Consider the following 23,967-nt stretch of genomic DNA (forward strand, 5'->3'; position numbering starts at 1 on the left):
ACGGGGCGGGCGGGCGTCGAGTGTCAGTGGGTGGTCGTACGGTTGACCCATGCGGCCCGTATCGAAGATCGAACGCACGGTGGCGCCTTTCGAGGTCGTCAGCTCCTACCAGCCCAGCGGTGACCAGCCCGCGGCCATCGCCGAGCTGGAGAAGCGCATCCGTGCAGGTGAGAAGGATGTCGTGCTGCTCGGCGCGACCGGAACCGGCAAGTCGGCGACGACGGCCTGGATGATCGAGAAGCTCCAGCGGCCCACCCTGGTGATGGCGCCGAACAAGACGCTCGCCGCCCAGCTGGCGAACGAGTTCCGCGAGCTCCTGCCGAACAACGCGGTCGAGTACTTCGTCTCGTACTACGACTACTACCAGCCCGAGGCCTACGTACCCCAGTCGGACACCTACATCGAGAAGGACTCCTCCATCAACGAGGAGGTGGAGCGGCTGCGGCACTCCGCGACCAATTCCCTCCTCACCCGGCGCGACGTCATCGTCGTCGCCTCCGTGTCCTGCATCTACGGCCTCGGCACCCCGCAGGAGTACGTCGACCGGATGGTCTCCCTCAAGGTCGGCGAGGAGATCGACCGGGACCAGCTCCTGCGCCGCTTCGTCGACATCCAGTACACCCGCAACGACCTGGCCTTCACCCGGGGCACCTTCCGGGTCCGCGGCGACACCATCGAGATCTTCCCGGTCTACGAGGAACTGGCCGTCCGCATCGAGATGTTCGGCGACGAGATCGAGGCCCTGTCCACCCTGCACCCGCTGACCGGCGAGGTGATCAGCGAGGACCGCGAGCTCTACGTCTTCCCCGCCAGCCACTACGTCGCCGGCCCCGAGCGCATGGAGAAGGCGGTCCGCGGCATCGAGGCCGAGCTCGCCGAGCGCCTCGCCGAGCTGGAGAAGCAGGGCAAGATGCTGGAGGCGCAGCGCCTGCGCATGCGCACCACCTACGACCTGGAGATGATGCGCCAGATCGGCTCCTGCTCCGGCATCGAGAACTACTCGCTCCACATGGACGACCGCGAGCGCGGCTCCGCCCCGAACACCCTCATCGACTACTTCCCCGAGGACTTCCTCCTCGTCATCGACGAATCGCACGTCACCGTGCCCCAGATCGGCGCGATGTACGAGGGCGACGCCTCCCGCAAGCGGACCCTGGTCGACCACGGCTTCAGGCTCCCGTCGGCCCTCGACAACCGGCCGCTGAAGTGGGAGGAGTTCCAGGAGCGGATCGGCCAGACCGTCTACCTGTCGGCCACTCCGGGCAAGTACGAGCTCTCGCGCGGCGACGGCTTCGTCGAGCAGATCATCCGCCCGACCGGGCTCGTCGACCCGGAGGTCGTGGTCAAGCCCACCGAGGGCCAGATCGACGACCTGGTGCACGAGATCCGGCAGCGGGTGGAGAAGGACGAGCGCGTCCTGGTCACCACCCTCACCAAGAAGATGGCCGAGGACCTCACCGACTACTTCCTGGAGCTCGGCATCCAGGTCCGCTACCTGCACAGCGACGTGGACACCCTGCGCCGCATCGAACTGCTGCGCGAGCTGCGGGCCGGCGAGTACGACGTCCTCGTCGGCATCAACCTGCTCCGCGAGGGCCTCGACCTGCCCGAGGTGTCCCTGGTGGCCATCCTCGACGCCGACAAGCAGGGCTTCCTGCGGTCGGGGACCTCGCTGATCCAGACCATCGGACGCGCGGCGCGCAACGTCTCCGGCCAGGTCCACATGTACGCGGACAGCATCACCCCCGCGATGGCCCAGGCGATCGACGAGACGAACCGGCGCCGTGAGAAGCAGGTCGCCTACAACACGGCCAACGGGATCGACCCGCAGCCGCTGCGCAAGAAGATCAACGACATCGTGGCCACGATCGCCCGCGAGGAGCTCGACACCGAGGAGCTCCTCGGTACCGGCTACCGGCAGACGAAGGACGGCAAGGCCCTCAAGGCGCCCGTCCCGGCGCTGGGCGGCAAGGCGGCGGCCGCGTCGGCCGGCAAGGCCGGGGCCAAGGGCGCCAAGGGTCCCGCGGTGGCGACCGACCGTCCCGCCGCCGAACTGGCCTCGCTCATCGAGCAGATGACCGAGCGGATGCGGGGTGCGGCGGCCGAGCTGCAGTTCGAGGTCGCGGCCCGGATCCGGGACGAGGTGGGCGAGCTGAAGAAGGAGCTGCGACAGATGAAGGAAGCGGGCCTCGCCTGACTCGGAGGCGGTCAGTAGGGTTGGCACAGCCGCAGGTACACGCTGCGCACCCCCATCGGGGGAGGGCTATGGAGAGGGGACAGCGCGTGACGGTCAACATGACCAAGGGTCAGGCCATCAGTCTGCAGAAGTCGGACGGAGGCACGCTGACCGCGGTCCGGATGGGCCTCGGCTGGCAGGCGGCCAAGCGCCGGGGGCTGTTCGGCTCGCGGACCCGGGAGATCGACCTCGACGCGTCGGCGGTGCTCTTCGCCGACAAGCAGCCCGTGGACGTCGTCTTCTTCAGGCACCTGCAGAGCGACGACGGCTCGGTGAAGCACACGGGTGACAACCTCGTCGGCGGCGTCGGCCAGGGCGGGGACGACGAGTCGATCCTCGTCGATCTGCAGCGCGTGCCGGTGCACATCGACCAGATCGTCTTCACGGTGAACTCCTTCACCGGCCAGACGTTCCAGGAGGTGGAGAACGCCTTCTGCCGCATCGTCGACGAGACCACCGGCCAGGAGCTGGCCCGCTACACGCTGGACGGTGGCGGCCAGTACACCGCCCAGATCATGGCGAAGGTGTCGCGCGTCGGGAGCGGCTGGCAGATGACGGCCCTCGGAAACCCGGCCAACGGCCGTACCTTCCAGGACCTGATGCCGGCGATCCTGCCGCACCTGTAAGCGGACCGCCGGCACACCCGGCATCATCGTCCGGCGAAGAACAGAGCGAGAACGGGTACGGGGGAGGGGCTGCACGATGACGGCCGAACTGGTCCGGGGGCAGAACCACCCCTTGTCCCACAGCCGGGTGGAGATCAGGGTCTCGGCGGGCACACCCGTGCTCGCCCTGGCCCACCTCGGCGACGACACGGGCCGGCTCGCCGGCCCCGGGGCGGTCGCCCACCCGGGCGCCCGGACCCTCCCCGGGGTGGAAGTGCCCGGGGGCGCCGCCGCGCAGCACCGCATGGCGGTCGACCTCGACGCGGTCGCACCGGCCGTCCACCGGGTCGGCCTCGTCCTGGTCCTGCCGCCCGGCGGACCCGGGCAGTTCGGCGCGGTCCCCGCCTCCTACGTGTCCGTGGCCGACCCGGAGGGCGCGGAGCTCGCCGGGTACACGCTGACCGGACTGGAGTCCGAGACCGCCGTCGTGGCCCTGGAGCTGTACCGGCGCCAGGGCGCCTGGAAGGTGCGCGCCGTCGGCCAGGGGTACGCGGCCGGCCTCGGCGCGCTCCTGGCCGACGCGGGTCTCCCGGCGCCGACCGCGGCCCTGCTCGCCGACGCCGTCGTCGGGCCCCCGCTGGCCGCCGGCGACATCACCCTGGCCGTGATGCCGATGCCGTCGCAGCCGACCCTGCCGCAGGGACTCCGGGCGTCGGCCCCGGCCCCCGTTCCGCAGGACGTACCGGCCGCACCGGTGCCCCCGGAGCCGCTTCCGGCGGCCCCGACCCCGGCGTCCGGCACACCCACCATCAGCTACGCCCACCCGCGCCGCCGCACCAGCACCGAGCCGCCCGAGCCCGCGCCGCGCCCCGCCGCGCCGCCGCGGCCCGGGGAGCAGCCCCGCCCCGTTGCCGGGGATGCGAGCGGCTGGTCCATGGAGGAGCGGCTCTACAACCAGGTCTGGGGCATGTTCGAGGACCTGGCTCGCGCCGTCGCCGCCTACCGCGGCGCCGTCGAGTTCGCCGACTCCCGGATGGACCGCGAGCTCGACGAGGCGCTGTCCGACCCCCGCCACCGCCTCGGCGGCTCCGGGAACGCCGCCCGCGACGCCGCCCGGGGCCGCCGCGACGAGCTGGTCGCGCGGGCGCAGGAGGTCCTCGACCGGGACCTGGTCCAGCTCACCGCCGAGTCCGAGGTGGTCGAGCCCGCGCTGCCCGCCGCGTACGCGCGCTGGGACAACCCTGTCTGGCAGGCGCACTCCGTGCCCGCCGAGGCCCCGCTCGCCCTGCGCCTGGGCGACCTCCACCTGCCCGAGCGGCCCGGTCTGCGCATCCCCATGCTGGTCCGGGTCCCGCTGGAACGCGGCCTGTGGATCGACAACGGCCGCACCGGTTCCGAGGCGGCCATGGCGATGGACACCGACCGGCTGCGCCGGGCCGCCATGGACATGGCCGTCGCGCACGCGGCCCGGATGCTGGCCGCGCACCCCGCCGACCGGTTCGCCGTCCACGTCATCGACGCGGCCGGAGCCGGAGCCGCCTCGCTGGCCCCGCTCGTGCGGGCCGGAGTGCTGGCCGGGCCGCCCGCCGCCGGGGCCGCGGGGGTCACCGAGATCCTGGAGCGGCTGACCCGCCGGGTGGACCTCGTACAGATGGCCGTCCGGGCCGGGGCTCCGGAGGACCTGCCGCCCGATGTGGACACCTCCGACCAACTGCTGATCGTGCACGACTTCCCGCACGGCTTCGACGACCGCGCCGTCACCCGTTTGCGCTACCTCGCCGACGAGGGCCCGGCGGTCGGCGTGCACCTCCTGATGGTCGCTGACCGTGACGAGGCCTCGGCCTACGGGCCGCTGCTGGACCCGCTGTGGCGCTCGCTGATGCGGCTGTCGCCCGTACCGGACAACCACCTCGCCGACCCCTGGGTCCACCACGCCTGGATCTTCGAGCCGGACCTGCCCCCGCAGGGCAGCCGGGTCCTGGACCAGGCACTGGAGCGGGTCGCGGCGGCCCGCGGCCGCGCGCGGTAGCGGCGGCCGGGCGGTCCGCCGCCCGGCCCCGATGACCGGCAACTGACCAGTTCTTGGTCTCCCCTTTACCTTGCGCGCCCACGGCGGGTACCCTGGTGAGCGCGGAGGGGAGTATTCCTGCTTTCCTGCTACGGCGTGCCCGTCAATACGGACTGCAATCGGTCCCGGGGCGCCGGCCCGTGGCCTCCTGGCCGTCCGGGTGGAAGAGACCTCCGGCAGCGATGACGCTGACAAGTTCTGAGCCATCTGCCGGAGGCGTGTTCACGTGGACGTTTCGTTGACCCTATGGGTGCTGACCATTCTCGGTCTGGGCATCCTCATCGGCGCCGATTTCTTCATCGGCCGCAAGCCGCACGACGTCTCCATCAAGGAGGCGGGCATCTGGACGGTCGTCTGGATCGTCCTCGCGGTGCTCTTCGGACTCGGCCTGATGGTGTTCGGCCACGGCCAGGCCTCGCAGGAGTTCTTCGCCGGCTTCATCACCGAGAAGTCGCTCAGCGTGGACAACCTCTTCGTCTTCGTCCTGATCATGGCGAAGTTCGCGGTTCCCTCGCAGCTCCAGCAGCGCGTGCTGCTGATCGGCGTGCTGATCGCCCTGGTCCTGCGCGCCATCTTCATCGCCGCCGGCGCCGCGATCATCGCCAACTTCTCGTGGGTCTTCTACATCTTCGGCGCCTTCCTCATCTACACCGCGTGGAAGCTGATCCAGGAAGCCCGCAAGGACGAGGACGAGGAGGAGTTCGAGGAGAACCGTCTCCTCAAGTCCATCGAGAAGAAGTTCGGCGTCGCCGACCAGTACCACGGCACCAAGCTCTTCATCCAGAAGAACGGCAAGCGGATCCTGACCCCGCTGATGGTCGTCATGCTCGCCATCGGCACCACCGACGTGCTGTTCGCCCTGGACTCGATCCCCGCGATCTTCGGCCTCACCCAGGACCCGTACATCGTCTTCACCGCCAACGCCTTCGCCCTGATGGGTCTGCGCCAGCTGTACTTCCTCATCGGCGGCCTGCTCAAGAAGCTGGTCCACCTCAGCTACGGGCTCTCCGTCATCCTCGGCTTCATCGGCGTCAAGCTCGTGCTGCACGCCCTGCACGAGTCGGGCGTGCACGTCCCGCAGATCTCCATCCCGGTCTCCCTCGGCGTCATCTGCGGTGTCCTGGTGATCACCACGATCACCAGCCTGATCGCCTCGAAGAAGCAGGCGGAGGCCGAGGCCGCCGCCGGCCCGGAGCGCATCGACGCCTGATCCGCTGCTCGGACCGGTACCGATCCCGGTGCCGAACCCGTACTGAACCCGTGCCTCCCCGGTCGCCGCGCGACCGGGGAGGCACGGGCCTAGGCTGAGTGGGACGTTGTCCTCGTCGTCGTACGACAGGAGGCCGACCCATGAGGCCGACCCGCATCAGGATGCGCAGGGCCTGGGCGGCGGTCGCAGCCGCCGGCCTGCTGGTCACCCCGGCCCTCGCGGGCTCCGCGTACGGGGCGACCGTCCCGCCCCCGTCGGCGTCCGCCGCCCCGTCCCCCGACGGCGACACCGAATTCCCGCAGCTCACCCCGGCCGTTGCGGCCCGACTGGACGCGGCGGTCCGCCAGGTCATGGAGGAAGCGGCCGTCCCGGGCGTGACCGTCGGCCTGTGGGCCCCCGGCAAGGGCAGCTACGTGAAGTCCTTCGGGGTGGCCGACAAGTCCACCGGCGCGCCGATGACGCCCGACCTCGGGGTACGCATCGGCAGCGAGACCAAGACGTTCACGGTCACCGCCCTCCTCCAGCTCGTCGACCAGGGAAAGATCGGCCTCGACGACCCGATCGGCAAGTACATCAGCGGCGTCCCGAACGGGGACCGCATCACCCTGCGCGAACTGGCCGGCATGCGCAGCGGGCTCTACAACTACAGCGAGGACCCGGGCTTCGACGCCCGGATCACCTCCACCTTCACGCCGCAGCAGCTGCTCGACATCTCCTTCAAGCACCCGGTGAACTTCGCGCCGGATGCGCAGTTCGAATACTCCAACACCAACCTGATCCTGCTAGGCCTGGTGGTGGAGAAGATCACCGGCCGGCCGATCCAGGAGGTCATCGGGCAGGACGTGGTGAAGCCCGCCGGGCTGAGCAGCCGCACGCTCTTCCCCGTCGGCAGGGAGTTCCCCGAGCCGCACGCGCACGGCTACACCAACGACCTGCCCGGTGGGAAGATCGTGGACGCGACCGACTTCGACCCGTCCTGGGCCTGGGCCGCCGGAGCGATGGTCTCCGATCTGGAGGACCTGCGCAGCTGGGCGAAGACCCTCGCCACCGGCACCCTGCTGACCCCCGCGACGCAGGCCCAGCGGCTGAAGACCCAGCCGATCGGCATCATCCCCGGCGCGGGCTACGGACTCGGCATCTTCAACGTCCAGGGCTGGATCGGCCACAACGGCTCACTGCCCGGGTACGAGACGCTGACCGTCTACCTGCCCGAGGAACAGGCCACCATGGTCGTCGTCCTGAACACCGACGACCTCTACAAGGGCCAGGAGCCCAGCACCCTCTTCGGCGAGGCCGTCACCAGCATCGTGACCCCCGGCCACGTGTACCCGGGACACAAGCCGACCGTGGACAAGAGCAGCTGACGAAGCACCGCTAGGCGGGGGCGGCCGTCTCGGCCGCCTCCTTCTCCGCCGCCCCCTTCTCCGCGTCCGCGTACGCACCCGTCCGCTGCCGGACGACCACCGGGTTGGTCTCCGGCAGCAGCGCGAAGCAGGCCAGCGAGACCAGGGCGATCGCCGTCAGGTACACGGCGACGGCCCACGGCGGGCCGGAGCCGTCCGCCAGCGCCGTCGCCACGATCGGGGTCAGCGCACCGCCCAGCACCCCGCCGAGGTTGTAGCCGACGGCCGCGCCCGTGCAGCGGATCCGCGGGGCGTACAGCTCGGGCAGGTACGCGCCCACCACCGCGAACATCGTCACCATGCCGAGCAGGGCGCCGAACAGCCCCAGGGTCATCAGCAGCGGGTCCGCGGTGCGCAGCAGGGCCACGAACGGGAACATCCACAGCGCGGACGCCGCGCAGCCCGCCAGGCACATCGGGCGCCGGCCGTAGCGGTCGCCGAGCACCGCGACGACCGGGGTCGCCACCCCCTTGAGGGCGACGGCGACCATGATGCAGGCCAGCATTACGGAGCGGTGCACGCCCAGGTGCTCGGTGGCGTACGCGAGGGACCAGGTGGTGACCGCGTAGAAGACGGCGTAGCCCACGGCCAGGGCGCCGCCGGTCAGCAGGAGCAGGCGCCAGTGGCCCCGTAGGACCTCCGGCAGCGGTGCGTCGGCCCGGTGGCCGGTCTCGGCCAGCGCACGGAACTGCGGGGTCTCCTCCACCGAGCGGCGCAGCCACAGCCCGGTCAGGGCCAGCAGCCCCGCGACCCAGAACGGCACCCGCCAGCCCCAGGCGGCGAACTGCCCGTCGGACAGGGTGCTCGACAGGGTCAGCATCAGGCCGTTGGCCAGCAGGAACCCCACCGCCGGACCCATCTGCGGGAAGCTCGACCACAGTCCGCGCCGCCCCTCGGGGGCGTGCTCCGAGGTCAGCAGCACCGCGCCGCCCCACTCCCCGCCGAGGCCGAGGCCCTGGAGGAAGCGCAGCAGGACCAGCAGGACCGGCGCGGCCATCCCGATGGAGGCGTACGAGGGCACGCAGCCCACCGCCACCGTGGCCAGGCCGGTGAGCAGCAGGGAGGCGAGCAGCACCGGTCGGCGGCCGTACCGGTCGCCGATGTGGCCGAAGACGGCGGAGCCGAGGGGCCGGGCGAGGAAGCCGACGCCGAAGGTGCCGAAGGCGGCGAGGGTCCCGGCGAGCGGGGAGAAGGAGGGGAAGAAGAGCGGGCCGAGCACCAGGGCGGCGGCGGTGCCGTAGACGAAGAAGTCGTAGAACTCGATGGCGGTGCCGACGAGGGAGGCCGCGGCGATCCGGAACATCGAAGGGGAAGTGGGGGGAGCGGGGGAGGAGGGGGGAGCGGGGGAGGGGTCTTGTTGCATGGTGCAGCAATTACCCCGCCCCGCCCCCTCAGGACGTGCGTTCGGTCATCAATGACCGGAAGGAAGTGCGATCCGGCGCGCGGTTGACGCGCCGGAACGGCTCACCAGCCGCGTTCGCGCCATTCGGCCAGGTGGGGCCGCTCGGCGCCGAGCAGGGTGTCGTTGCCGTGACCGGGGTAGACCCAGGTCTCGTCCGGCAGCCGGTCGAAGAGCTGGCGCTCCACGTCGTCGAGGAGCCGGACGAAGGCCTTCGGGTCGCCGTGGGTGTTCCCGACGCCGCCCGGGAAGAGGCAGTCGCCGGTGAACACGTGCGGGTGGCCGTGCGGGTCGTCGTAGACCAGCGCGATCGAACCGGGCGTGTGGCCGACCAGGTGGCGGGCGGTCAGCGTGACGCGGCCGACCGTGATCGTGTCCCCGTCGGCGACGGGCACGTCGGTGGTGACCGGGATGCCCTCCACGTCGTGGGCGCCCGCGTACGTGCGGGCGCCGGTCGCCGCGACGACCTCGGCGAGCGCACCCCAGTGGTCGCCGTGCTGGTGGGTGGTGACCACCGAGGCGACGCCGCCGTCGCCGATCAGGCTCAGCAGGGTGTGCGGCTCCGCGGCCGCGTCGATGAGCAGCTGCTCGTCGGTGGCCCGGCAGCGCAGCAGGTAGGCGTTGTTGTTCATCGAGCCCACCGCGACCTTGGAAATCATCAGGTCCGCGAGCTCGTGCACGTCGGCCGGACCGCCGACTTTGACCTCTCCGGTGTACGTCATGCCTTGATCCTAGAGCGGGGGGAGCTCGGGGAGGCCGTCGCCCGCCTCGACGGTCGGGCGGGCGCCCCGGAGGTCGCGACCGGCCAGCCAGCCGAGGAGTTCGCCGGGCGTGCCGACGACGGTGACCGGGGTGCCCTCGGAGCCGCCGGTGTGCCAGACGTGGCCGGAGTGGTGCGTCTTCAAGGTCACCGGCGGAACCTCCGGACGTCCGGACCAGCGCTCGGCGAGGAACTCGATCTCGCGGGCGGTGAACTCCTCCGGGAGGTCCGCGAGCTCATAGCCGATGTTGAGGTCGACGTGGTGCAGCTCGACCTCGATCAGGCGGCGGAAGGGCACGCGGGCGGCGACGTCGGTGACCCCGTTGCGCAGTGCCACGGTGCGGGTCCAGTCCTGCGGGCGCTCGGCGACGGCGAACCAGCGGTCCGCGGAATTCCGGACGTCTTCGAGCTGTTCCAGTAGAGGACGCCCCGCGTCGCGCTCGATGTCGGACTCCCGGGAGGTGGCGCTCTCGTACATCGGGCGGCCTTCGAAGACCTCGACCAGAGCGTCCGCGTTCCGGGCCAGGTGTGCCAGGACGTGGCCGCGGGTCCAGCCGGGGAGATGTGACTCTTCGGCGAGCTTCGCGTTGTCCAGCTTCGCGACCGCGGTCAGCAGCCGATCGGTGGCCTCATGAACGGATCGCAGGTCGTGCGCATGATCAGTCATGCGGCCGAGCCTAGTGGTCGCAGGGCCCTCGTTACACGATCGGGTGAAGAGGGCTAGACAGTGCCGGAAATCGAATGCACGTGCTATACGCTCGGAGTTCAGTCTCCCACTCCACCGCAGAGGCGCCCCCCAATACCCTGGGACGGGGGCCAGTGCCCCCGCTCTCTCAAGAAAGGTGCGGACCGGCGTGACCGACCGTCTCATCGTTCGTGGCGCTCGCGAGCACAACCTCAAGAACGTTTCTCTTGACCTGCCGCGCGACTCGCTCATCGTCTTCACCGGACTCTCCGGATCGGGCAAGTCCTCCCTGGCCTTCGACACGATCTTCGCCGAGGGCCAGCGCCGCTACGTCGAGTCGCTCTCCTCGTACGCCCGCCAGTTCCTCGGGCAGATGGACAAGCCCGACGTCGACTTCATCGAGGGCCTCTCCCCGGCCGTCTCCATCGACCAGAAGTCCACCTCGCGCAACCCGCGCTCCACCGTCGGCACCATCACCGAGGTCTACGACTACCTCCGCCTGCTCTTCGCGCGCATCGGCAAGCCCCACTGCCCCGAGTGCCGCCGGCCGATCTCGCGGCAGTCGCCGCAGGCGATCGTCGACAAGGTGCTCGCACTGCCCGAGGGCAGCCGCTTCCAGGTGCTCTCGCCGCTGGTGCGCGAGCGCAAGGGCGAGTTCGTCGACCTCTTCGCCGACCTCCAGACCAAGGGCTACAGCCGCGCCCGGGTGGACGGGCAGACGATCCAGCTCTCCGAGCCGCCGACGCTGAAGAAGCAGGAGAAGCACACCATCGAGGTGGTCATCGACCGCCTCACCGTCAAGGACAGCGCCAAGCGCCGGCTGACGGACTCCGTGGAGACCGCCCTCGGGCTGTCGGGCGGCATGGTGATCCTGGACTTCGTCGACCTCGCGGAGGACGACCCCGAGCGTGAGCGGATGTACTCCGAGCACCTCTACTGCCCGTACGACGACCTCTCCTTCGAGGAGCTGGAGCCGCGCTCCTTCTCCTTCAACTCGCCCTTCGGCGCCTGCCCCGAGTGCACCGGCATCGGTACGCGCATGGAGGTGGACCCGGAGCTGATCATCCCGGACGAGGACAAGTCCCTGGACGAGGGCGCGGTGTCGCCGTGGGCGCTCGGCCACACCAAGGACTACTTCCAGCGGCTGATCGGCGCCCTCGCCGGGGAGCTCGGCTTCCGCACCGACATCGCGTGGGCCGGACTGCCGCTGCGGGCGAAGAAGGCCCTGCTCTACGGCCACAAGACCCAGATCGAGGTCCGCTACCGCAACCGGTACGGGCGCGAGCGGGCCTACACCACGGCCTTCGAGGGCGCGGTGCCGTTCGTCAAGCGCCGCCACGCGGAGTCCGAGAGCGACACCAGCCGCGAGCGCTTCGAGGGCTACATGCGCGAGGTACCCTGCCCGACCTGTGAGGGCACCCGGCTCAAGCCGATCGTCCTCGCGGTCACCGTGATGGACCGCTCGATCGCGGACGTCGCCGCGATGTCGATCAGCGAGTGCGCGGACTTCCTCGGTCTCCTCAAGCTCGACGCCCGCGACAAGAAGATCGCCGAGCGGGTCCTCAAGGAGGTCAACGAGCGGCTGCGCTTCCTCGTCGACGTCGGCCTGGACTACCTCTCCCTCAACCGCGCCGCCGGCACCCTCTCGGGCGGCGAGGCCCAGCGCATCCGCCTCGCCACCCAGATCGGCTCCGGCCTGGTCGGCGTGCTGTACGTGCTGGACGAGCCCTCCATCGGCCTGCACCAGCGGGACAACCACCGCCTGATCGAGACCCTCGTCCGGCTGCGGGACATGGGCAACACCCTCATCGTCGTCGAGCACGACGAGGACACCATCAAGGTGGCCGACTGGGTCGTGGACATCGGCCCCGGCGCCGGCGAGCACGGCGGCAAGGTCGTGCACAGCGGCTCGATGAAGGAGCTGCTGAAGAACCCCGAGTCGATCACCGGCCAGTACCTGTCCGGCAAGCGGTCCATCCCGCTCCCGGACGTGCGGCGTCCCGTGGACCCGTCGCGCCGGCTCACGGTCCACGGCGCCAAGGAGAACAACCTGCGGGACATCGACGTGTCCTTCCCGCTGGGCGTCCTCACGGCGGTGACGGGCGTCTCGGGCTCGGGCAAGTCGACGCTGGTCAACGACATCCTGTACACGCACCTCGCCCGCGAGCTCAACGGCGCGCGTTCGGTGCCGGGACGGCACACCCGGGTGGACGGCGACGAGCTCGTCGACAAGGTCGTGCACGTGGACCAGTCGCCGATCGGCCGGACCCCCCGGTCCAACCCGGCCACGTACACCGGCGTCTTCGACCACGTCCGCAAGCTCTTCGCGGAGACGATGGAGGCGAAGGTCCGCGGGTACCTGCCGGGCCGCTTCTCCTTCAACGTGAAGGGCGGCCGGTGCGAGAACTGCTCCGGCGACGGCACGATCAAGATCGAGATGAACTTCCTGCCGGACGTGTACGTCCCGTGCGAGGTCTGCCACGGCGACCGGTACAACCGGGAGACGCTGGAGGTCCACTACAAGGGCAAGTCCATCGCCGAGGTCCTGAACATGCCGATCGAGGAGGCCGCGGGCTTCTTCGAGGCCGTCCCCACGATCTCGCGGCACCTGAAGACGCTCAACGAGGTGGGGCTCGGGTACGTCCGCCTCGGCCAGTCGGCGCCGACCCTGTCGGGCGGCGAGGCGCAGCGCGTGAAGCTGGCCTCGGAGCTCCAGAAGCGGTCGACGGGGCGGACGGTGTACGTCCTGGACGAGCCGACGACGGGTCTGCACTTCGAGGACATCTCGAAGCTGATCAAGGTGCTGTCGGGGCTGGTCGACAAGGGCAACACGGTCATCGTCATCGAGCACAACCTCGACGTCGTCAAGACCGCGGACTGGGTCGTGGACATGGGCCCCGAAGGCGGGTACGGCGGCGGCCTCGTCGTCGCCGAGGGCACGCCCGAGCAGGTCGCCTCGGTGGGCGCCAGCCACACGGGCAAGTTCCTGCGCGACATCCTGGGCGCGGACCGGGTCCTGGAGGGCGCCGCCCCGGCGGCTCCGGCGAAGAAGACGGCCGCGCGCAAGAAGGCGGCGGCCCCGGCGGCGGCCAAGAAGGCGGCGCCGGCGAAGAAGGCGGCCGCCCCGGCCGCGAAGAAGGCCACCCGGGCGCGCAAGGCGTAGCCCTGCGGAGGGGGCGCCGGTCCCGGCAACGGATCGGCGCCTCCTTCCCGTTTTCCGCCCCTTCCGGTTTTCCGCCGGTTCCCGGGCCTCTACTGGCTGGGGGCGCCACCGATGAGGTAGTCCACCCGCCGCCGCAGGCCGTTCCAGCGCCGGTCGTGGTGGTAGGCCCGTTTGATGGACCTGGCCCGGGTCCTGGGCCGACCGCGGTAGAGGCGCCGGGCCCACGGGGACGCCGGGCGTGCCAGCCGTACGGCGGCGACCATCGCGATGAGGGGAATGACCGCGCCGAGAACGGCCATCCGGGGTTTCCCCTTCAACAGGGCCGCGACCGCGAACAGCAGGTTCCCCGCCACCGTGGCGGCGGCCGTCAGCCGGTTGCGCTCCTCGTCGGGCGTCAGCCCGTCCACCCCCAGCGGAAGGAACCCGCAGAGCAGCAGCGCCGCCAGCGCCGCCGTCATGATCACGACCTCGATGCTGATCGTGCCCTGCTTGGTCCAGTAGACGTCGCTGAGGTGCAGGATCAGTGCGAACTCGTCCAGGACCAGCCCCGTCCCCATGCCGAACAGCACCGCCGCCACCGAGGCCCCCCACCCCGACCGGCCGGCCGCGGCGATGCCCGTGAACCCGCCGACGGTCATCAGGATCACTCCCGGGACGGCGTGATGGACGTGCAGTCCACCCGGAGTGACGTTGCGGAACGGCCCCTTGCCCGCGCGGATCATCCGGGTGATGACCCGGGTCACGGCGAAGGCGAGGACGAACGCCGACAGCGCGAGGAGCATCGGAAGCTTCCCCGGCTCCAGGACGTTGCGGTACCACCAGTGACCCATGCCGTCACCCTCCCGGGCAGGGGCGCACCCCGCATGCGGAGACCGCCGTTAGGGGTGGGTTCCCGCCGCGACGGGGCCGGCGCCGACCCTGCGGCCGCTACGGTGCGGGCCGTACTTCGCCGAGCTCGGAGGCGTACGGGGGCTCCGCGCCGGCCCGGGTACAGGTCAGCGCGGCCGCCGCAGCGGCGTAGGACAGCACCTCGGACCAGTCCACCGGGCCCGCGGCGCCCGCGCCGGCCGTGAGCCGGTGCAGCAGGGCGGCGTTCACGGTGTCGCCCGCGCCGATGGTGTCCACCACCGCGACCCGGCGCGCGGGCACCGAGTGCTCCGCCCCCTCCCGCGTCCACACGCTCAGGCCGCCGGCCCCCCGGGTGAGCACCACCGCCGAGGGCCCCGCCGCCAGCCAGTCGGCCGGGCGGCCGCCCAGCCACGCCGCGTCCTCCTCCGACAGCTTCAGCACGCCGACGTATGGCAGCCAGGACAGGAAGCGGGCCCGGTAGGCCGCCGGGTCGGCGATCAGTGCCGGGCGGATGTTCGGGTCGAGCAAGGTCGGCAGCCCGCGCCCGGCCTCCCGGCGCAGGAGGGTCTCGTAGGCGCTCGCCCCCGGCTCCAGCACCAGCGAACAGGTGCCGAGCGCGAGGGCCCGTACGCCCTCGGGGAGCGCGGGCGGCAGCCGGAACAGCCGGTCGGCCGTGCCCTCGACGTAGAACCCGTACGCCGCCGAGCCGTCCGGGGCCAGCGAGGGCACCGCCAGCGTGGTCGGCTCCGGTCCGCGCTGGACCAGGGAGAGGTCCACCCCGGCCGTGCGCAGACCGTCGAGCAGCGAGGTGCCGAAGCCGTCCGTCGAGACGCGGGAGCAGAAGGCCACGGGCGCACCGAGCCGGGCCAGCGCGACCGCGGTGTTGTACGGTCCGCCGCCCGGCCGCGGCAGCAGGGCGCCCGGCGGCCCTTCGACGGGCACCAGGTCGATCAGGGCTTCTCCACCGACGACGATCACGCGGGGGAAGCTACCCCATCGGGCTTCGGTATCGTCGGGTGGACCCGCCCCGCCCGCCGTCCTGGGAGAACCGCATGTCCGCGTCGCAGTCCGCCGCCCGCCGTACCGTGCTCAAGGGCGCGGCCGCGCTCGCCGGGGCCGTGGGCGCCGGAGCCGCGCTCACGGCCTGCTCCACCGAGGGCAACAGCGGCAACGGCAGCCCCGCGGTGCCCGCCGAGCCCGTGGAGCTGGGCGCGGCGGCCGAGGTCCCGGTGGGGGGCGCGAAGCTGTACCGGGAGAAGAAGCTGATCGTCAGCTGCCAGGAGGCCGGACAGTACAAGGCCTTCAGCGCCCAGTGCACCCACGCCGGCTGCGTCCTGGACAAGATCGACAAGGGTGAGGCGAACTGCCCCTGCCACGGCAGCCGCTTCGACGTGACCACGGGCAAGGTCCTGCAGGGCCCGGCGACCGACCCGCTGCCGGAGGTCCCGGTCAAGGCCGAGGGCGGCAAGCTCATCGCGGGCTGACCGGCGCCCGGGGGCGGGGCCGGGGGCCGGGGCGGGCCGGGGCCCGGGTCACTCCCAGTCCCACCCGATCCCCAGGATCCCCCGCCGCACCCCCTGCTCCACCAGGTGCACCGCCCGGTGCGGTCCGCTCGGGTTCAGGTCGGCGAGCCGCCCGCGCGGCGCGTCCGGCCCGCTGCGCGTGAAGCGGCGGCAGCGCACCGGCAGCGCCGCCTCGTCGAAGCGGACCTGGAGCACGTACTGCCCGCCCGTGTAGCTGAAGCCGCGCACGTACTCGGTGCTGCGGCCGGCGGTGCCGTCCTCGAAGCCGTAGCCGAAGACGTAGGTGTCCCCGGCGCGCAGCCGGGCGTCGAAGAGCAGCTCGGCGACGACCAGCTCCGCTTCGGGATGGCGGCGGATCCGCCCGGTCCGGCAGTTCTCGACGGCCCGCACCCGGATCCGCTCCGGATCGCAGCCCGGGTCGCCCTGGTGGACCGCGACGTACCGGTCGACCCCGTCCCGGTGGGCCCGTACGACGTGCTGCGATTCGCGGCCGAGCAGCTCGCCGGCGGGTCCGATCCGCACCCGCTCGTGATGGCCGACGGTGTGCAGGCCGCCGTCGGCGGGCAGCTCCATGCCGGCGAGCAGCGCCTCCACGGCCCCGCCCGCGCTGAACAGCGCCCGGTACGAGCGCGCGGGCGGCCGGGCCGTCCCGGGGGCGGCGGGATCCGGCGCGGCCAGCAGCCGCAGCAGGGCGCCCTCGGGCAGTTCGAGGATCTGCTCCAGGGCCCGTACGGCCTTCAGGGACTCGGGGCGGCCCGGCCGCCGGGCCCCGTGCTGCCAGTAACTGAGGCTGGTCACCCCGAGCTTGATGCCGCGGGCGGCGAGCCGGTGCTGCACCCGGTGCAGGGGCAGGCCGCGGGCGGCGAGTGCGGCGCGGAGCGCGAGGTGGAAGGGTCCGGTGCGCAGCAGGTGGGGCAGGTCCCGGGCGCCGTCCGCGCGGGCGCTGTCCGAGGGGGTGCCGTCGGTGGGGGCGTTCTCCGGGAAGGTGCCGTTCGCGCTCGACCGCATGGCGGTTCCTCCTGTGAACGTTCACGCGGCGGGGCGCGGGCGGTCCGGCGGGTGACGCCCGTGGTCCCGGTGGGTCCAGGTGAGTCCGGGTGGGGTGACGGCGGACGTTCACACTCTGGCCCCACCGTTCACACCGCGATGTCACGCCGTATTGAAGCGTGTTGACCTGTTCCCGACAACACCCTGATGCTCCTCCACAGCGTCCGGACGCGCTCCTCCACCCCCACTCCCCACCTCGGGAGGAACGCGATGCGCAACAGAAACCGGCGGCTCACCCTCGCCGCCTTCGTCACCGCCCTGCTCCTCACCCTGCCGACCGCTGCCGCCACCGCCGCCGATGCCGCCGCCGGTACGGGCACCACGACGACCGCCACCTCCGTCTCCGCTGCCGCCGCACCCGCCGAGAGCTCGGCCCTGGCGTCCAAGCGGCTGAACATCACCATGCAGGCCCAGCAGAAGACCAACTGGTGCTGGGCCGCCGCGGGCAACACCATCGCCACCTGGTTCGGCCGCAGCTACAGCCAGAACCAGTTCTGCAACGCGGCCTTCAACCGCCAGCAGGGCTACGACTGCCCCAACAACCAGGCCAACCTGGCCAACGTGCAGACCGCCCTGCGCTGGGCCGGCATCAACTCCGGCTCCTACGTGAACGGCTGGCTCCAGTACTCCACCGTCCAGACCGAGATCAACGCCAACCGCCCGGTGGAGACCCGGATCCAGTGGTCCAACGGCGGTGGCCACATGCACGTGATCTACGGCTACGACACCGCGAACAGCTGGGTGTACTGGGGAGACCCGTGGCCCTCCAGCGACCGCTACAACTGGGCCTCCCACGCCTGGTACGTGAACAACAGCACCTTCTCCTGGACCCACTCGCTCTACCGGATCGGGGCGTGATCCCATGGCTCTCCGCCTCATGAACGGCCGCCTCGCCGCCGCGGCCGTCGCCGCGACCGCCGTACTGGCCCTGGCCCCCACCCAGGCGTCCGCGGCGCCCGTTCCGCAGCCGCAGGCCGCCACCGCCGAGAACCTGGCCGCCGCAGCGCGGACCGCGGCGGCCCCCGACACCCTCGCCACCCTGTCCCGCTTCTTCGCCCGCGAGGGCAAGGTCTCGCTCGCCGCCGCGCAGCCCCGCATCGAGGGCGAGACGGTCCCGGTGCACTACCTCTCGCCGGAGTTCGTCGAGGGGAAGGCGGGCGCCGGCGTGGCCCGGCTGGAGTTCCTCGCCAGCAAGGCCGTCTCCTCGGACGGACAGCAGGCCGCCCTGTGGACCGCGCAGACCGCGGCGGGCTGGCAGGTGGTGAACATCGCCACCGGCGACGACGAGTTCCGCTACGCACGGCTCGGCGCGGCGAAACTCCCCGGCGGGACCGTGTTCCGCGAACCGCAGATCGACGCCTGGTACGTGGCCGGCGGCGACCGGGTCCTGCCCCTCGACGAGGACGCGGCGACGGCCGTGGGCGCGCAGGGCGCGAGCCTGGCCGCCTACCGGGCGCGGGTCGTGAAGGCCTACGGGGACAAGCTGCCGGGATCCGCCTACGGCAGGTCCGGCAAGGCCGGCGGCTTCGCCCCCACGGAAGCCGCGGCCCAGGAAACCTCAGCCTCCGCCGCCCGGCCCGGGTCCGCTCCCGCCGGACTCCCGATGACCGCCGGAGCCGTGGCTCTGGCGCTGGGCGCGGCCGGCGCGGTGGCCGCCCGGCGCGCCCGGCGGCAGCGGGTGGTGCGGGCGTAGCCACCCGAGGGGTCCGGCCGCCCGGCAGCCCGCCGGGCGGCCGGACCCTGCGGGGCCGAGGCCGCCTCTTTCGGATCTTGCCTGGCCCGCGCCGCCCGGCAAGATCCGAAAGCGACGGCCTCGCCCCGCTTGTCGGCGGGCGACAGTAGGGTGGTTGGCATGGCCGACCCTTCCAGTTACCGCCCCGAGCCGGGACAGATTCCCGACTCCCCGGGGGTCTACAAGTTCCGCGACGACCACCGCCGGGTGATCTACGTCGGGAAGGCCAAGAGCCTGCGCCAGCGGCTGGCCAGTTACTTCCAGGACCTCGCCGGGCTGCACCCCCGTACCGCCACCATGGTGACCACGGCCGCCTCCGTCGAGTGGACCGTGGTCTCCACCGAGGTCGAGGCGCTCCAGCTGGAGTACTCCTGGATCAAGGAGTTCGACCCCCGGTTCAACGTCAAGTACCGGGACGACAAGAGCTACCCCTCCCTCGCCGTCACCATGAACGAGGAGTACCCGCGGGTCCAGGTCATGCGCGGACCCAAGAAGAAGGGCGTGCGCTACTTCGGCCCGTACGGGCACGCCTGGGCCATCCGCGAGACCGTCGACCTGATGCTCCGGGTCTTCCCCGTCCGCACCTGCTCCGCCGGGGTGTTCAAGCGGTCCGCCCAGATCGGCCGCCCCTGCCTCCTCGGTTACATCGGCAAGTGCTCCGCGCCCTGCGTCGGCCGGGTCACCCCGGAGGAGCACCGTGAACTCGCCGAGGACTTCTGCGACTTCATGGCCGGCCGCACCGGCACCTACCTCACCCGCCTCGAACAGCAGATGCACGAGGCCGCGGAGGAGATGGAGTACGAGAAGGCCGCCAGGCTGCGCGACGACATAGGGGCCCTGCGCCGCGCGATGGAGAAGAACGCGGTCGTGCTCGCCGACGCCACCGACGCCGACCTGTTCGCGGTCGCCGAGGACGAGCTCGAAGCGGCCGTGCAGATCTTCCACGTCCGCGGCGGCCGGGTCAGGGGCCAGCGCGGCTGGGTCACCGACAAGGTGGAGGCCGTCGACACCGCCGGGCTCGTCGAGCACGCCCTCCAGCAGCTCTACGGGGAGGAGACGGGCGAGGCCGTCCCCAAGGAGGTGCTGGTCCCGGCGCTCCCCGAGGACACCCCGGCCCTGAGCCAGTGGCTCGCCGAGCGGCGCGGTTCGCAGGTCAGCCTGCGCATCCCGCAGCGCGGGGACAAGAAGGCGCTCATGGAGACCGTCCACCGCAACGCGCAGCAGTCCCTCGCCCTGCACAAGACCAAGCGCGCCGCCGACCTCACCACCCGCTCGCGGGCCCTGGAGGAGATCGCCGAGGCGCTGGAGCTGGACGGCGCGCCGCTGCGCATCGAGTGCTTCGACATCTCCCACCTCCAGGGCGACGACGTGGTCGCCTCGATGGTCGTCTTCGAGGACGGACTGGCGCGCAAGGGCGAGTACCGGCGCTTCCAGATCAAGTCCTTCGAGGGGCAGGACGACGTCCGCTCCATGCACGAGGTGGTCTCCCGGCGCTTCCGCCGCTACCTCCAGGAGAAGCTGAAGACGGGGGAGTGGTCCCCCGAGGACGCCGCGGGCGCCGCGGGCGCCCCGGGCACCGTGGGCGGCGAAGTCGGACAGGACGCGGCCGAGGACGACGGGCGCCCCAAGCGGTTCGCCTACCCGCCGCAGCTCGTGGTGGTCGACGGCGGGCAGCCCCAGGTGGCCGCCGCCAAGCGGGCCCTGGAAGAGCTCGGGATCGACGACGTGGCCGTGTGCGGCCTCGCCAAGCGCCTGGAAGAGGTCTGGCTGCCCGGGGAGGACGACCCGGTGGTGCTGCCCCGCAGCAGCGAGGGCCTGTACCTGCTCCAGCGGGTCCGTGACGAAGCCCACCGGTTCGCCATCCAGTACCAGCGCAACAAGCGGGGCAAGCGCCTGAAGGCCGGGCCTCTCGACGAGGTCCCCGGGCTCGGCGAGAGCCGCAGGCTGGCCCTGGTCAAACACTTCGGTTCGGTGAAAAAGCTGAGACAGGCGACAATCGATCAGATCTGCGAGGTCCCGGGCATAGGCCGCAAGACGGCCGAGACCGTGGTCGCGGCCCTCGCCCAGGCGGTTCCCGCCGGCCCCGCCGTCAATACGGCGACCGGGGAGATCATTGAGGATGAGACCCCCGCGCCCGCGGGAGCAGCATCCGATCGGGGGACCGAGCAATGACCGAGCGCGAGACCCGGCACGACCGAGGATCCGAGCAGGATTCCGGGCACGACATCGCATCCGAGTACGACCGAGACGGAGCACAGGTGAGTACGGGCACGACAGTGGAGCCCGGAGAGACCGCCGAGGCGGCCATCCCCGAGCTGGTGATCATCTCCGGAATGTCCGGGGCCGGCCGCAGTACGGCGGCGAAGTGCCTGGAGGACCTCGGCTGGTTCGTCGTCGACAACCTCCCGCCCGCGCTGATCACCACCATGGTGGAGCTCGGTGCCCGCTCGCAGGGCAACGTGGCGCGCATCGCGGTCGTCGTCGACGTCCGCGGCCGCCAGTTCTTCGACGCGCTGCGCGAATCCCTCGCCGACCTGGAGACCCGCGGGGTCACCCGGCGGATCGTCTTCCTGGAGTCCTCGGACGAGGCCCTCGTCCGCCGCTTCGAGGGGGTCCGCCGGCCCCACCCGCTCCAGGGCGACGGCCGCATCGTCGACGGCATCGCCGCCGAGCGGGACCTGCTGCGCGAGCTGCGCGGCGACGCCGACCTGGTCATCGACACCTCCAGCCTGAACGTGCACGAGCTGCGCGCCAAGATGGACGCCCAGTTCGCGGGCGAGGAGGAGCCGGAGCTGCGGGCCACCGTCATGTCCTTCGGCTTCAAGTACGGCCTCCCCGTCGACGCCGACCTCGTCGTCGACTGCCGCTTCATCCCCAACCCGCACTGGGTCCCGGAGCTGCGCCCCTTCACCGGCCTGAACGAGGAGGTGTCGGGCTACGTCTTCAGCCAGCCCGGCGCCAAGGAGTTCCTGGACCGCTACACGGAGCTGCTCCAGCTGATCGCCACCGGCTACCGGCGCGAGGGCAAGCGGTACGTGACCATCGCGGTCGGCTGCACCGGCGGCAAGCACCGCAGCGTCGCCATGTCGGAGAAGCTCGCCGCACGCCTCGCCTCCGAAGGGGTCGAGACCGTCGTCGTCCACAGGGACATGGGGCGCGAGTGACCGGACGCACCATGCGGCTCCGCCGCCTGCGCCGGCTCACCACCGGCCAGGCCGAGGGCCGTACGGGCCTGCGCCGTGGCGAGGCCCATGCCGCGCCCAAGGTCGTGGCGCTCGGCGGCGGCATGGGCCTCTCGGCCTCGCTGACCGCCCTGCGCCGGATCACGGGCGAGCTGACCGCCGTCGTCACCGTCGCCGACGACGGCGGCTCCAGCGGGCGACTGCGCGAGGAGCTCGGCGTCCTGCCGCCCGGGGACCTGCGCAAGGCGCTGGCCGCGCTGTGCGGTGACGACGACTGGGGCCAGACCTGGTCGCGGGTCATCCAGCACCGCTTCCAGTCCCAGGGCGACCTGCACGAGCACGCCGTCGGCAACCTGCTGATCGTGGCGCTGTGGGAACAGCTCGGCGACCCCGTCCAGGCCCTGGACCTGGTCGGCAAGCTGCTCGGCGCCCAGGGCCGGGTGCTGCCGATGTCGGCGGTCCCGCTGGAGCTCCAGGCCCTGGTCAAGGGGCACGATCCGGCCCGCCCCGAGGACGTGGACACCGTACGGGGACAGGCCACCGTGGCGCTGACCCCCGGCGAGGTGCTCTCCGTGCAGGTCGTGCCGAGCGACCCGCCGGCGGTGCCGGAAGCCGTCGCGGCGGTGCTCGACGCGGACTGGGTCGTGCTCGGTCCGGGGTCCTGGTTCTCCTCGGTGATTCCGCACCTGCTGGTGCCCGAACTGCTCGACGCGCTCATCGAGACGAAGGCCCGCAGGGTGCTCTCGCTGAACCTCGCGCCACAACCCGGCGAAACAGAGGGCTTCTCTCCGCAGCGTCATTTGGAGGTTTTGGCCCGACACGCCCCTAAACTCGCCCTGGACGTGGTGCTGGCCGATCAGGCCGCCGTGCCCGATCGCGAGTCCCTCGCCGATGCCGCAAAACGGTTCGGCGCCGCGGTCGAGCTGGCGCCGGTTGCCAGGCAGGACGGCTCTCCGAAGCATGATCCGGAGCTGCTCGCCGCCGCGTACGACCGTATTTTTCGGATGCATGGAAGGATCGGCCCATGGCGATGACGCCCGCGGTGAAGGATGAGATCGCCCGCCTGCCCGTCACCCGCACCTGCTGCAGGAAGGCGGAGGTCTCGGCGATCCTTCGGTTCGCGGGCGGGCTGCACCTGGTGAGCGGGCGGATCGTCATCGAGGCGGAACTGGACGCGGGGATCGCGGCCCGCCGCCTGCGCAAGGACATCCTGGAGATCTTCGGGCACTCCTCGGATCTGGTGATCATGGCTCCGGGCGGCCTGCGCCGGGGCAACCGGTACGTGGTCCGCGTGGTCGCCGGCGGCGACCAGCTGGCCCGCCAGACCGGCCTCGTGGACGGCCGCGGCCGGCCGATCCGGGGTCTCCCCCCGCAGGTGGTCTCCGGGGCCACCTGCGACGCCGAGGCGGCCTGGCGCGGGGCCTTCCTGGCCCACGGCTCCCTGACCGAGCCGGGGCGCTCCTCCTCCCTGGAGGTCACCTGCCCCGGTCCGGAGGCCGCCCTGGCCCTGGTCGGCGCCGCCCGCCGGCTCTCCATCGCGGCGAAGGCCCGCGAGGTCCGCGGCGTGGACCGGGTCGTCGTACGGGACGGGGACGCCATCGGCGCCCTGCTGACCCGGCTCGGCGCCCACGACTCGGTGCTGGCCTGGGAGGAGCGGCGGATGCGGCGCGAGGTGCGCGCCACCGCCAACCGCCTGGCCAACTTCGACGACGCCAACCTGCGCCGCTCGGCGCGGGCCGCGGTGGCCGCCGGAGCGCGGGTCCAGCGGGCCCTGGAGATCCTCGCCGAGGAGGTCCCCGAGCACCTCGCCGCCGCCGGCCGGCTGCGCATGGAGCACAAGCAGGCCTCCCTGGAGGAGCTGGGCGCCCTCGCCGACCCGCCGCTGACCAAGGACGCGGTCGCGGGCCGGATCCGCCGCCTGCTGGCGATGGCCGACAAGCGGGCCCAGGACCTCGGGATCCCGGGCACCGAGTCGAACCTCGACCTCAGCGACAGCGAGGAGCTGGCCGACAACATGGCCGGCTGAGGGGACTACGGCAGAAGGGGCCCGCACGATCACTCGTGCGGGCCCCTTTTCGGTAGGCCCCATTGACATGAGCATGGGC

At 71.9% G+C, this 23,967-nt stretch carries 19 protein-coding genes; 13 read left to right on the top strand and 6 right to left on the bottom strand.

All coding sequences use genetic code 11. From position 1 onward, the window contains the following. The first annotated feature begins 49 nt into the window (after positions 1–49). The 5 genes from uvrB (at position 50) to ACZ60J_RS36660 (ending at position 7,483) form a co-directional block, all read left to right on the top strand. Entirely contained in the window at positions 50–2,197 is a 2,148-nt protein-coding gene (gene uvrB, locus ACZ60J_RS36640; RefSeq protein WP_469688510.1) for an excinuclease ABC subunit UvrB, read from the top strand. 86 nt (positions 2,198–2,283) lie between these two features. Next, positions 2,284–2,862: a TerD family protein gene (locus ACZ60J_RS36645; protein WP_469688511.1), complete on the top strand. Its 579-nt coding sequence runs from the start codon at positions 2,284–2,286 to the stop codon at positions 2,860–2,862. Positions 2,863–2,938: 76 nt separating this feature from the next. Beyond that, complete coding sequence (locus ACZ60J_RS36650) at positions 2,939–4,870, top strand: TerD family protein (protein WP_469688512.1); 1,932 nt, start codon at positions 2,939–2,941, stop codon at positions 4,868–4,870. A gap of 265 nt (positions 4,871–5,135) precedes the next feature. Then, the gene (locus ACZ60J_RS36655; protein ID WP_469688513.1) at positions 5,136–6,119 is read left to right on the top strand and encodes a TerC family protein; all 984 of its coding nucleotides are present in this window, start codon (positions 5,136–5,138) and stop codon (positions 6,117–6,119) included. A 140-nt stretch (positions 6,120–6,259) separates the two neighbouring features. Further along, a complete protein-coding gene (locus ACZ60J_RS36660; RefSeq protein WP_469688514.1) occupies positions 6,260–7,483 on the top strand; it encodes a serine hydrolase domain-containing protein in 1,224 nt (407 codons plus the stop codon). Between the two features lie 10 nt (positions 7,484–7,493). Here the strand turns inward: ACZ60J_RS36660 and ACZ60J_RS36665 are convergent, their stop codons facing one another. The 3 genes from ACZ60J_RS36665 to ACZ60J_RS36675 all read right to left on the bottom strand — a co-directional run bounded on the left by ACZ60J_RS36665 (position 7,494) and on the right by ACZ60J_RS36675 (position 10,348). After that, positions 7,494–8,825, bottom strand: a complete 1,332-nt coding sequence (locus ACZ60J_RS36665) for an MFS transporter (protein ID WP_469688515.1) — start codon at positions 8,823–8,825, stop codon at positions 7,494–7,496. Between the two features lie 161 nt (positions 8,826–8,986). Next, positions 8,987–9,643, bottom strand: a complete 657-nt coding sequence (locus ACZ60J_RS36670) for an MBL fold metallo-hydrolase (protein ID WP_469688516.1) — start codon at positions 9,641–9,643, stop codon at positions 8,987–8,989. A gap of 9 nt (positions 9,644–9,652) precedes the next feature. Beyond that, positions 9,653–10,348: a maleylpyruvate isomerase family mycothiol-dependent enzyme gene (locus tag ACZ60J_RS36675; protein WP_469688517.1), complete on the bottom strand. Its 696-nt coding sequence runs from the start codon at positions 10,346–10,348 to the stop codon at positions 9,653–9,655. 187 nt (positions 10,349–10,535) lie between these two features. Between ACZ60J_RS36675 and uvrA the strand changes: the two genes are divergently transcribed. Further along, complete coding sequence (gene uvrA, locus ACZ60J_RS36680; protein WP_469688518.1) at positions 10,536–13,529, top strand: excinuclease ABC subunit UvrA; 2,994 nt, start codon at positions 10,536–10,538, stop codon at positions 13,527–13,529. 89 nt (positions 13,530–13,618) lie between these two features. On the opposite strand, the gene ACZ60J_RS36685 is transcribed toward uvrA, so the two are convergent. Together ACZ60J_RS36685 and ACZ60J_RS36690 are read right to left on the bottom strand one after the other, a co-directional pair. Then, entirely contained in the window at positions 13,619–14,359 is a 741-nt protein-coding gene (locus ACZ60J_RS36685) for a hypothetical protein (protein WP_469688519.1), read from the bottom strand. 97 nt (positions 14,360–14,456) lie between these two features. Continuing rightward, positions 14,457–15,356, bottom strand: a complete 900-nt coding sequence (locus tag ACZ60J_RS36690; RefSeq protein ID WP_469688520.1) for a carbohydrate kinase family protein — start codon at positions 15,354–15,356, stop codon at positions 14,457–14,459. Positions 15,357–15,430: 74 nt separating this feature from the next. Here ACZ60J_RS36690 and ACZ60J_RS36695 point away from each other — a divergent pair, with 74 nt between their 5' ends. After that, the gene (locus ACZ60J_RS36695; protein ID WP_469688521.1) at positions 15,431–15,862 is read left to right on the top strand and encodes a Rieske (2Fe-2S) protein; all 432 of its coding nucleotides are present in this window, start codon (positions 15,431–15,433) and stop codon (positions 15,860–15,862) included. Between the two features lie 48 nt (positions 15,863–15,910). Here ACZ60J_RS36695 and ACZ60J_RS36700 read toward each other — a convergent pair whose 3' ends face one another. Further along, positions 15,911–16,909, bottom strand: a complete 999-nt coding sequence (locus ACZ60J_RS36700) for a hypothetical protein (protein WP_469688522.1) — start codon at positions 16,907–16,909, stop codon at positions 15,911–15,913. 249 nt (positions 16,910–17,158) lie between these two features. Here ACZ60J_RS36700 and ACZ60J_RS36705 point away from each other — a divergent pair, with 249 nt between their 5' ends. The 6 genes from ACZ60J_RS36705 (at position 17,159) to whiA (ending at position 23,888) form a co-directional block, all read left to right on the top strand. Beyond that, positions 17,159–17,806, top strand: a complete 648-nt coding sequence (locus tag ACZ60J_RS36705; protein ID WP_469688523.1) for a papain-like cysteine protease family protein — start codon at positions 17,159–17,161, stop codon at positions 17,804–17,806. Positions 17,807–17,810: 4 nt separating this feature from the next. Continuing rightward, the gene (locus ACZ60J_RS36710; protein WP_469688524.1) at positions 17,811–18,641 is read left to right on the top strand and encodes a hypothetical protein; all 831 of its coding nucleotides are present in this window, start codon (positions 17,811–17,813) and stop codon (positions 18,639–18,641) included. A gap of 159 nt (positions 18,642–18,800) precedes the next feature. Next, on the top strand, positions 18,801–20,852 hold the full coding sequence (gene uvrC, locus ACZ60J_RS36715) for an excinuclease ABC subunit UvrC (RefSeq protein WP_469688525.1): 2,052 nt from the start codon (positions 18,801–18,803) through the stop codon (positions 20,850–20,852). Beyond that, entirely contained in the window at positions 20,849–21,844 is a 996-nt protein-coding gene (rapZ, locus tag ACZ60J_RS36720) for an RNase adapter RapZ (protein WP_469688526.1), read from the top strand. Before uvrC ends, rapZ begins: the two co-directional genes overlap by 4 nt. Then, on the top strand, positions 21,841–22,896 hold the full coding sequence (locus ACZ60J_RS36725; RefSeq protein ID WP_469688527.1) for a gluconeogenesis factor YvcK family protein: 1,056 nt from the start codon (positions 21,841–21,843) through the stop codon (positions 22,894–22,896). The genes rapZ and ACZ60J_RS36725 overlap by 4 nt, the downstream gene beginning before the upstream one ends. After that, positions 22,887–23,888: a DNA-binding protein WhiA gene (gene whiA / locus ACZ60J_RS36730; protein ID WP_112449750.1), complete on the top strand. Its 1,002-nt coding sequence runs from the start codon at positions 22,887–22,889 to the stop codon at positions 23,886–23,888. Before ACZ60J_RS36725 ends, whiA begins: the two co-directional genes overlap by 10 nt. Positions 23,889–23,967: the final 79 nt, after the last annotated feature.

Source organism: Streptomyces sp. NPDC104226 (genome assembly GCF_055584085.1).

Coding starts and splice junctions, on each gene's coding strand:
- uvrB (WP_469688510.1), top strand. CDS start 50: ATGCGGCCCGTATCGAAGATCGAACGCACGGTGGCGCCTTTCGAGGTC.
- ACZ60J_RS36650 (WP_469688512.1), top strand. CDS start 2,939: ATGACGGCCGAACTGGTCCGGGGGCAGAACCACCCCTTGTCCCACAGC.
- ACZ60J_RS36660 (WP_469688514.1), top strand. CDS start 6,260: ATGAGGCCGACCCGCATCAGGATGCGCAGGGCCTGGGCGGCGGTCGCA.
- ACZ60J_RS36665 (WP_469688515.1), bottom strand. CDS start 8,825: ATGTTCCGGATCGCCGCGGCCTCCCTCGTCGGCACCGCCATCGAGTTC.
- ACZ60J_RS36670 (WP_469688516.1), bottom strand. CDS start 9,643: ATGACGTACACCGGAGAGGTCAAAGTCGGCGGTCCGGCCGACGTGCAC.
- ACZ60J_RS36675 (WP_469688517.1), bottom strand. CDS start 10,348: ATGACTGATCATGCGCACGACCTGCGATCCGTTCATGAGGCCACCGAT.
- ACZ60J_RS36685 (WP_469688519.1), bottom strand. CDS start 14,359: ATGGGTCACTGGTGGTACCGCAACGTCCTGGAGCCGGGGAAGCTTCCG.
- ACZ60J_RS36695 (WP_469688521.1), top strand. CDS start 15,431: ATGTCCGCGTCGCAGTCCGCCGCCCGCCGTACCGTGCTCAAGGGCGCG.
- ACZ60J_RS36700 (WP_469688522.1), bottom strand. CDS start 16,909: ATGCGGTCGAGCGCGAACGGCACCTTCCCGGAGAACGCCCCCACCGAC.
- ACZ60J_RS36705 (WP_469688523.1), top strand. CDS start 17,159: ATGCGCAACAGAAACCGGCGGCTCACCCTCGCCGCCTTCGTCACCGCC.
- ACZ60J_RS36710 (WP_469688524.1), top strand. CDS start 17,811: ATGGCTCTCCGCCTCATGAACGGCCGCCTCGCCGCCGCGGCCGTCGCC.
- uvrC (WP_469688525.1), top strand. CDS start 18,801: ATGGCCGACCCTTCCAGTTACCGCCCCGAGCCGGGACAGATTCCCGAC.
- rapZ (WP_469688526.1), top strand. CDS start 20,849: ATGACCGAGCGCGAGACCCGGCACGACCGAGGATCCGAGCAGGATTCC.
- whiA (WP_112449750.1), top strand. CDS start 22,887: ATGGCGATGACGCCCGCGGTGAAGGATGAGATCGCCCGCCTGCCCGTC.